The 6925-nt window shown below is 57.1% G+C and carries 7 protein-coding genes; 2 read left to right on the forward strand and 5 right to left on the reverse strand.

Features of this window, described 5'->3' with window-relative positions; all coding sequences use genetic code 11:
* Positions 1–141: 141 nt before the first annotated feature.
* The 3 genes from ihfB to cmk form a co-directional block, all read right to left on the reverse strand.
* Positions 142–426 carry an integration host factor subunit beta gene (gene ihfB, locus LD28_RS0108815; protein WP_033136607.1) on the reverse strand — a complete coding sequence of 95 codons (285 nt, stop codon included), beginning with the start codon at positions 424–426 and terminating at the stop codon, positions 142–144.
* Between the two features lie 92 nt (positions 427–518).
* A complete protein-coding gene (rpsA, locus tag LD28_RS0108820; protein WP_005346482.1) occupies positions 519–2189 on the reverse strand; it encodes a 30S ribosomal protein S1 in 1671 nt (556 codons plus the stop codon).
* Between the two features lie 94 nt (positions 2190–2283).
* The gene (cmk, locus tag LD28_RS0108825; protein ID WP_033136608.1) at positions 2284–2976 is read right to left on the reverse strand and encodes a (d)CMP kinase; all 693 of its coding nucleotides are present in this window, start codon (positions 2974–2976) and stop codon (positions 2284–2286) included.
* Between the two features lie 248 nt (positions 2977–3224).
* Here cmk and ribA point away from each other — a divergent pair, with 248 nt between their 5' ends.
* Entirely contained in the window at positions 3225–3818 is a 594-nt protein-coding gene (ribA, locus tag LD28_RS0108830) for a GTP cyclohydrolase II (protein ID WP_033136609.1), read from the forward strand.
* A gap of 81 nt (positions 3819–3899) precedes the next feature.
* On the opposite strand, the gene LD28_RS0108835 is transcribed toward ribA, so the two are convergent.
* A complete protein-coding gene (locus LD28_RS0108835) occupies positions 3900–4856 on the reverse strand; it encodes a LysR substrate-binding domain-containing protein (protein WP_033136610.1) in 957 nt (318 codons plus the stop codon).
* Positions 4857–4919: 63 nt separating this feature from the next.
* Positions 4920–5795, reverse strand: a complete 876-nt coding sequence (locus tag LD28_RS0108840; RefSeq protein ID WP_033136611.1) for a LysR family transcriptional regulator — start codon at positions 5793–5795, stop codon at positions 4920–4922.
* A gap of 95 nt (positions 5796–5890) precedes the next feature.
* Here LD28_RS0108840 and LD28_RS0108845 point away from each other — a divergent pair.
* Positions 5891–6925 (forward strand): MFS transporter (locus LD28_RS0108845; protein WP_033136612.1); only part of this gene is annotated, 1035 nt, incomplete at its 3' end.

The raw sequence follows: 6925 nt of genomic DNA on the forward strand, positions 1-6925 counted from the left end.
ATCTAATGAGAGGCTGATTATCCTTAAAATCGCAGGCAGACTCTAGAGCGAATGGGAAAAGAGTTTAAGAAACAAGACGGTTGACACAGGAATCGGTGCCAAAAACAAAAAAGGCATACCCAAGGTATGCCCATTTCTGCATTATTCAATGATGTTGACGCGCTCGCGCAACTCTTTGCCAGGTTTGAAGTGCGGGACATATTTCCCGGTCAGTTCAACCTTGTCCCCAGTCTTGGGGTTGCGTCCCACTCGGGGCGCACGATAGTGCAGTGAAAAACTGCCAAATCCGCGGATTTCAATCCGGTCGCCGTTTTGCAAGGTCGACGCCATCTGTTCAAGGATCTCCTTGATGGCGGCTTCGACATCCTTGGCCGGCATATGCATGCGGCTGGATGCCAGTTGTTCGATGAGATCTGATTTGGTCATAACGTTAAATCTCCTTCCCCGATCACATGCAATATTCATTTTGCCAGGATAAAAAAGGGCGGCGCAATGCCGCCCTTTTCATGCATCAAGGATTACTCACCCTTGGCGGCTTTGAACGCTTCAGCCATAGCATTGCTGAACACAACTTCTTCTTGTTGGTTCAGGCTATCGATAGCAACACGCTCATCAGCCTCGTCCTTAGCACGGACAGACAGGCTTACGGTGCGGTTCTTACGATCAACGCCCATGAACTTAGCTTCTACTTCGTCACCAACAGACAGCACCAGAGTGGCGTCTTCTACGCGGTCACGAGCAGCGTCGGAGGCACGCAGGTAGCCTTCTACGCCGTCAGCCAGTTCGATAACGGCACCTTTGGCATCAACCTCGGTAACCTTACCCTTCACGATAGCACCTTTCTTGTTGTCAGCCAGGTACTTGTTGAACGGGTCTTCTTCGATCTGCTTGACACCCAGGGAGATGCGCTCACGCTCCGGATCCACTTGCAGAACAACGGCTTCGATTTCGTCGCCTTTCTTGAATTCACGCACGGCTTCTTCGCCCTGGTTGTTCCAGGAGATGTCAGACAGGTGAACCAGGCCGTCGATGCCGCCATCCAGACCGATGAAGATACCGAAGTCAGTGATGGACTTGATCTTGCCGGAAACACGGTCGCCTTTGGCGTGAGTTTCGGCAAACAGCTGCCACGGGTTGGATTTGCACTGCTTCAGACCCAGGGAGATACGACGACGCTCTTCGTCGATGTCCAGAACCATCACGTCAACCACGTCGCCAACGTTAACAACTTTGGACGGGTGGATGTTCTTGTTGGTCCAATCCATCTCGGATACGTGTACCAGGCCTTCAACGCCTTCTTCGATTTCAACGAAGCAGCCGTAGTCGGTCAGGTTGGTCACGCGGCCAGACAGACGGGTGGTCTCCGGGTAACGCTTGGCAATAGCAACCCAGGGATCTTCGCCCAGCTGCTTCAGACCCAGGGATACACGGGTACGCTCGCGGTCGAACTTCAGAACCTTGACAGCGATCTCGTCGCCAACGTTGACGATTTCGGAAGGATGCTTAACGCGCTTCCACGCCATGTCGGTGATGTGCAGCAGGCCGTCAACACCGCCCAGATCTACGAATGCACCGTAGTCGGTCAGGTTCTTGACGATACCCTTAACTTCTTGACCTTCTTGCAGGTTAGCCAGCAGGCTTTCACGCTCGGAGGTGTTCTCGGTCTCGATCACGGCACGACGGGAAACAACAACGTTGTTGCGCTTCTGGTCCAGCTTGATGACTTTGAACTCGAGTTCTTTGTTTTCCAGGTGAGCGGTGTCACGGATCGGACGCACGTCAACCAGAGAACCCGGCAGGAAGGCACGGATGCCGTTCAGTTCAACGGTGAAACCACCCTTGACCTTGCCGTTGATGATACCGATAACGGTAGCTTGCTCTTCGTAAGCCTTCTCAAGCTGCAGCCAGGCTTCGTGGCGCTTGGCTTTTTCGCGGGACAGCTTGGTTTCGCCGAAACCATCTTCGATAGAGTCCAGAGCCACATCAACGGTATCGCCGACGTTGATTTCCAGCTCGCCCATGGCGTTCTTGAATTCTTCAGCCGGGATAGCGGACTCGGATTTCAGACCGGCGTCAACCAGTACGAAACCGTTCTCGATAGCAACGACAGTACCCTTGACGATGGAACCTTGACGGGTTTCAACGGCGTTCAGGGACTCTTCAAAGAGTTGAGCAAAAGATTCGATCATTGTTTATGTCACAAATGAAACATCCACTTGCAATCCGGCACAAGCGGGGCTGTTTTAAATAATCTGCGCCATCCTTGGTGCAGACGACCGGATGTCAGCTTGCGCTGGCATCACCAAGTTGTTGCTCTGCATAGGCGAGCACTGTTGCCAGCACTTCATCTATGGTCATGGAGGTAGAGTCTACCACCAGAGCATCTTCTGCCGCTTTCAGGGGTGCAGTAGCGCGATTTCTGTCGCGATCGTCACGTTCCCGAATCTCGGTTAAAAGACGCTCAAAGTTAACATCAAAGCCCTTATCTTGCAACTGCTTATAGCGACGCTGGGCCCGTTCTTCGGCGCTGGCATCGAGGAAAATCTTCACCTCGGCTTCGGGAAAAACCACGGTGCCCATGTCACGACCATCGGCGATCAGACCCGGGGCCTGACGAAATGCCCGCTGACGGCGCAGCAAGGCTTCGCGTACCCGGGGGAAGGCGGCAATTTTACTGGCGGCATTGCCCACCTCTTCGGTGCGGATGGTACGCGAGACATCTTCCCCTTCCAGGATCACCTTGACCAGATCGCCTTCTACCTGAAATTGCACATCCAGATTGGCGGCCAGCGGCACCAGTGAGGCTTCACTGTCCAGCTCTACATCGTGATGCAGGGCGGCCAGGGACAACACCCGATAGATGGCGCCCGAGTCCAGCAAGTGCCAACCCAGCTTCTCAGCAAGCAGCTGACACAAGGTGCCTTTACCTGCACCACTGGGGCCATCAATTGTCATTACGGGGGCCATCTGAGGCATAACTTCTCTCCTGCACTGTGTTGCTCCCATCCCGAAGGGGTGGGTTAATGGGCGCCGATTATACCCGAATGTGATGAGCCTGGCAGTCATCAATCCGCACAAAGGGCCAAAACCCCGATGGGCAGGTGTGCTTGTACCTCATTTGGACATTTCATTAAGCAATGCAGGGACTTGTTCTTATGGTCGTTCCTGACAAGGCGCGCTAAACTGGCCCCCTTTTTTGAGCCGTAAGTAGTAAGGAGCAACCTATGAGCAGCGTTACCCTCGTGGCCAAATCAAAATTGCCAACCCCCTGGGGCACTTTCACGCTGGTAGGTTTTCAGGAAGCCGGCACAGGCAAAGATCACGCCGCACTGGTGATGGGTGATGTAAGCGGTGATGAGCCCGTACTGGGTCGGATCCACTCAGAGTGCCTGACCGGCGACGCCCTGTTCAGCCTGCGTTGTGACTGCGGTTTCCAGTTGCAGGCAGCCATGGAGAACATCGCCAAGGCGGGTCGTGGCGTGTTGTTGTATGTGCGTCAAGAGGGCCGTGGCATCGGTTTGCTCAACAAGATCCGAGCCTATCACCTGCAGGATCAGGGTGCCGATACCGTTGAGGCCAACGTAGCCCTTGGTTTCGCCGCCGACATGCGCGATTACACCATCTGCGCCGACATGCTCAAGCAGCTTGAGGTCAAGTCACTGCGTTTAATGACCAACAATCCGCGCAAGATGAAGGCGATGGAATCCTTCGGCATTCCGGTCGCCGAACGGGTGCCGCTGCAGGAAGGGCGCAATCCCCACAACGAATTCTATCTGTCGACCAAGGCCAACAAGCTGGATCACATGCTGAAGAAATGAGCCTGATTGGATGGATGGAAAATAGTCAAACGCCTCCCGTTGGGAGGCGTTTTTCTTGTGACTGTCACACATCGACCCAAGCTATCGCTGGGGCACCGTCAGATTGGCCTGCAGCGCATCAAGCTCTTCACCAGTACGGGCAGCGCAGTAGAGATCGACCTGCTCTCGGGTCAATTGCGGCGCGAGACGCTCAATCAGCTCATACAGATAGCCGCACAAAAATCCCCCTCTGCGCAGTCCGATAGCGGCCACGCCACCAGGTAGCCAGGGCACAGCTTTGAGCACCAGATCGCCATCGCGCTGGGGCTCCCAGGCAAAGGTTGCCATCACCCCAATACCCATCCCTTGTCTGACATAGGTCTTGAGCACATCGCTGTCGCTTGCACAGCAGGCGATCCGGCTCTCGGCATGAGCGCAATCGGTGCCATGAGTGGTAGAGAGCGCCCTTCCGTCGGTCACCAGCGCAAACTCGACCAGCTCGGCCGGGGTCAGCGATGTCACTTTGGCCAACGGATGATCCTTGGGCAGCACCAAGCCCCGTTGCCACTGAAAGCAGGGGAGCATCAGCAGATCGCTCCCCTCCTCCGGTTCATCAGCAAGCAGCAGATCGGCAGCGCCATCATGCACGGCAGTACGGCACTGCGCCGCACTCCCCTGCATCACCGTCACCGCGACTTTGGGAAAGCGGGCAATGAATCCCTTGAGGATGGCGGGCAGAATATAACGGGCCTGCAGATGGGTGGCGGCAATGGTGAGGGTTCCCTGCTCCGGATGCACATGCTGCTTGGCCATCACCTTGATGGTGGCGACCTTGTCCAGCACTTCAGCAGCCACTTTGATCACATCCCGACCGATGGGGGTGATCTGGGTCAGGTGTTTACCGCTGCGCTCGAAGATCTGGATCCCCAGCTCATCCTCCAGCATCCGCACCTGTTTGCTGATCCCGGGCTGGGAGGTGAAGAGGCTCTCGGCGGTGGCCGACAGATTCAGCCTGTGGTTCGCCACCTCGACGATATAGCGCAATTGCTGCAGTTTCATGGTGTAGCCCTCAAGCGAACCCACCGTTAATAGTAACAAACTTTCAGCAATGGCCCGCCGCTATCAGGCCGGGCGATCCTGGAGTAGAAAATCGCGCAAGGCACGGTTGGCCATGGAGAGCGGATCACCACGCCGCCACGCCACGCAGAGATCGAGGTAGATGGGTGGGTCGAAGGGCACACCGCTCAGATCAGGCTCCTCTTCCAGCACCATCCGCAAGAAGGTGGTCACCGCAAAGCCTTGCCGCACCACCGCTTTGAGCAGAGGGATGAGATTGCTCTCGAAGGCGATATCGGGTTCGACGCCAAGACTCTGGGCCAGCGCCTCCATATGCTCCCGGTGGTAGAAACCACGGCGAAACAGCGCCAGCTCCTGAGCGAAAAACTGCGAGAGGGTCACGGCCGGTTCGCCGCGCAGAGGGTGATCTTCCCCCACCACCATCAACATCTCTTCGCTCAGCAGATGTGCTCCCTCGATGGCGGGCGGCAGATCACTGGTGATGAGAATGGCCAGATCGAGGGAGCCATCCACCATCCGACTGAGCAACTCGCGGGTGCCGGCCTCTTCGACCCGGATCTTGAGGCCGGGATAGCGATGCTTGAAGGCCATCAGACGAGGGGGGAAATAGTAGGAGCCCATCATGTAGGGGATCCCGATCCGCACCTCCCCCCGCTCCAGCCCCTTGAGTTCGGCCATCTCGGCCTCGGCCTGATGCATCTGCAGCAACAGACGCTCGGCATGGCGGCAGAGTACCTCCCCCTCCGGGGTGAGCCGTACCGCCCGGTCCTGCCGATCAAACAGCCGTAATTCAAGCTGCTGCTCCAGTTTCGCAATGGCCATGCTGATGGCCGGTTGTGCCACATGCAGGCTGTTGGCAGCCTTGGTAAACGAGCCGGCATCCCTGACCGCCAGCAGATAGGTGAGCTGTTTCAGATCCATGTATCAATTCATCTTATGAGATGGATAACTTAAATATATTATATTTATAGCAGCAAGAGCTCTACCCTGACCAAAAGCAGTCAGGACAATACGCAATGATTGAAGTCGGAAGTCGCGAATGGATACGCGCAACCCTGGCACTCAGCCTGGGGTCTTTTCTGGTGTTTCTGAACCTCTACCAGACCCACCCCCTGTTACCCCTGATTGCCGAGGTCTTCTCGGTCAACGCCCTCTCGGCCAGCTGGTCCCTGGCCGGATGCACCGCAGGCCTCGCCGCCTCCCTGCTGATCTGCGCCAGACTGGCGGATCGCCATGGCCGTCGACAAGTCATGTTGGTGACCCTCACCCTGGCGATCCTGCTCTCACTGCTGATCCCGCTGGTTGAACAGTTCCGCTCCCTGCTGCTGCTGCGCATTGTGCAGGGGGCGCTGCTGGCCGGGTTGCCCGCCACCGCGATTGCCTACATGGGGGAAGAGTTCAGCAAACGGGCGCTGCTCTCGGCGGTGGGGGTCTATATTGCCGCCAACTCCCTCGGTGGCATCGCCGGTCGAGTGGTCGGCGGCCTGTTGGCGGGCTGGTTTGGCGACTGGCAGCATACCTTTCTGGGGATTGGTGTGATCAGCCTGTCACTGCTGCCGCTGGTCTTCTGGCTGCTGCCCCATCAGACCCGCTTTGTGGCGAGCGCCCCTATTCGCGGCCAGTTTGTCCGCGCCTTGCAACAACACCTGACCAACCCGTTGCTGGTGGGGGCCTATCTGATTGGTGGGCTCAACTTCATGGTGTTTCTGAACCAGTTCAGCTACCTCACCTTCCTGCTGGCCAAGCCCCCCTTTTCCCTACCCACTCAGTGGCTCGGCATGCTGTTTCTCACCTATCTCTCGGGGACGGTCGCCTCCTCCCTGAGCGGCCGCTTTGCCAACCGCTGGGGGGCACAACGCATGCTGCTGGTCGGGATCGCCCTGATGGCCATCGGGAGCCTGTGGCTGCTGCAGGGCAGCCTGCTCGGGATCCTGAGCGGCTTGCTGGTCTCCAGCTTCGGCTTTTTCCTGGCACACGCCTGCGCCAGTGCCTGGGTCGGTCATCATGTCGAACACCACCGCGCCCTCGCCTCCTCCCTCTATCTGGTGGCC

Origin of the sequence: Aeromonas finlandensis, assembly GCF_000764645.1 — a bacterium.
Taxonomy (GTDB): domain Bacteria; phylum Pseudomonadota; class Gammaproteobacteria; order Enterobacterales; family Aeromonadaceae; genus Aeromonas; species Aeromonas finlandensis.

Bases quoted from the DNA above. Each gene is read 5' to 3' on its own strand.
- ihfB (WP_033136607.1), bottom strand. From the start codon at position 426: ATGACCAAATCAGATCTCATCGAACAACTGGCATCCAGCCGCATGCAT.
- ribA (WP_033136609.1), top strand. From the start codon at position 3,225: ATGAGCAGCGTTACCCTCGTGGCCAAATCAAAATTGCCAACCCCCTGG.
- LD28_RS0108835 (WP_033136610.1), bottom strand. From the start codon at position 4,856: ATGAAACTGCAGCAATTGCGCTATATCGTCGAGGTGGCGAACCACAGG.
- rpsA (WP_005346482.1), bottom strand. From the start codon at position 2,189: ATGATCGAATCTTTTGCTCAACTCTTTGAAGAGTCCCTGAACGCCGTT.
- cmk (WP_033136608.1), bottom strand. From the start codon at position 2,976: ATGCCTCAGATGGCCCCCGTAATGACAATTGATGGCCCCAGTGGTGCA.
- LD28_RS0108840 (WP_033136611.1), bottom strand. From the start codon at position 5,795: ATGGATCTGAAACAGCTCACCTATCTGCTGGCGGTCAGGGATGCCGGC.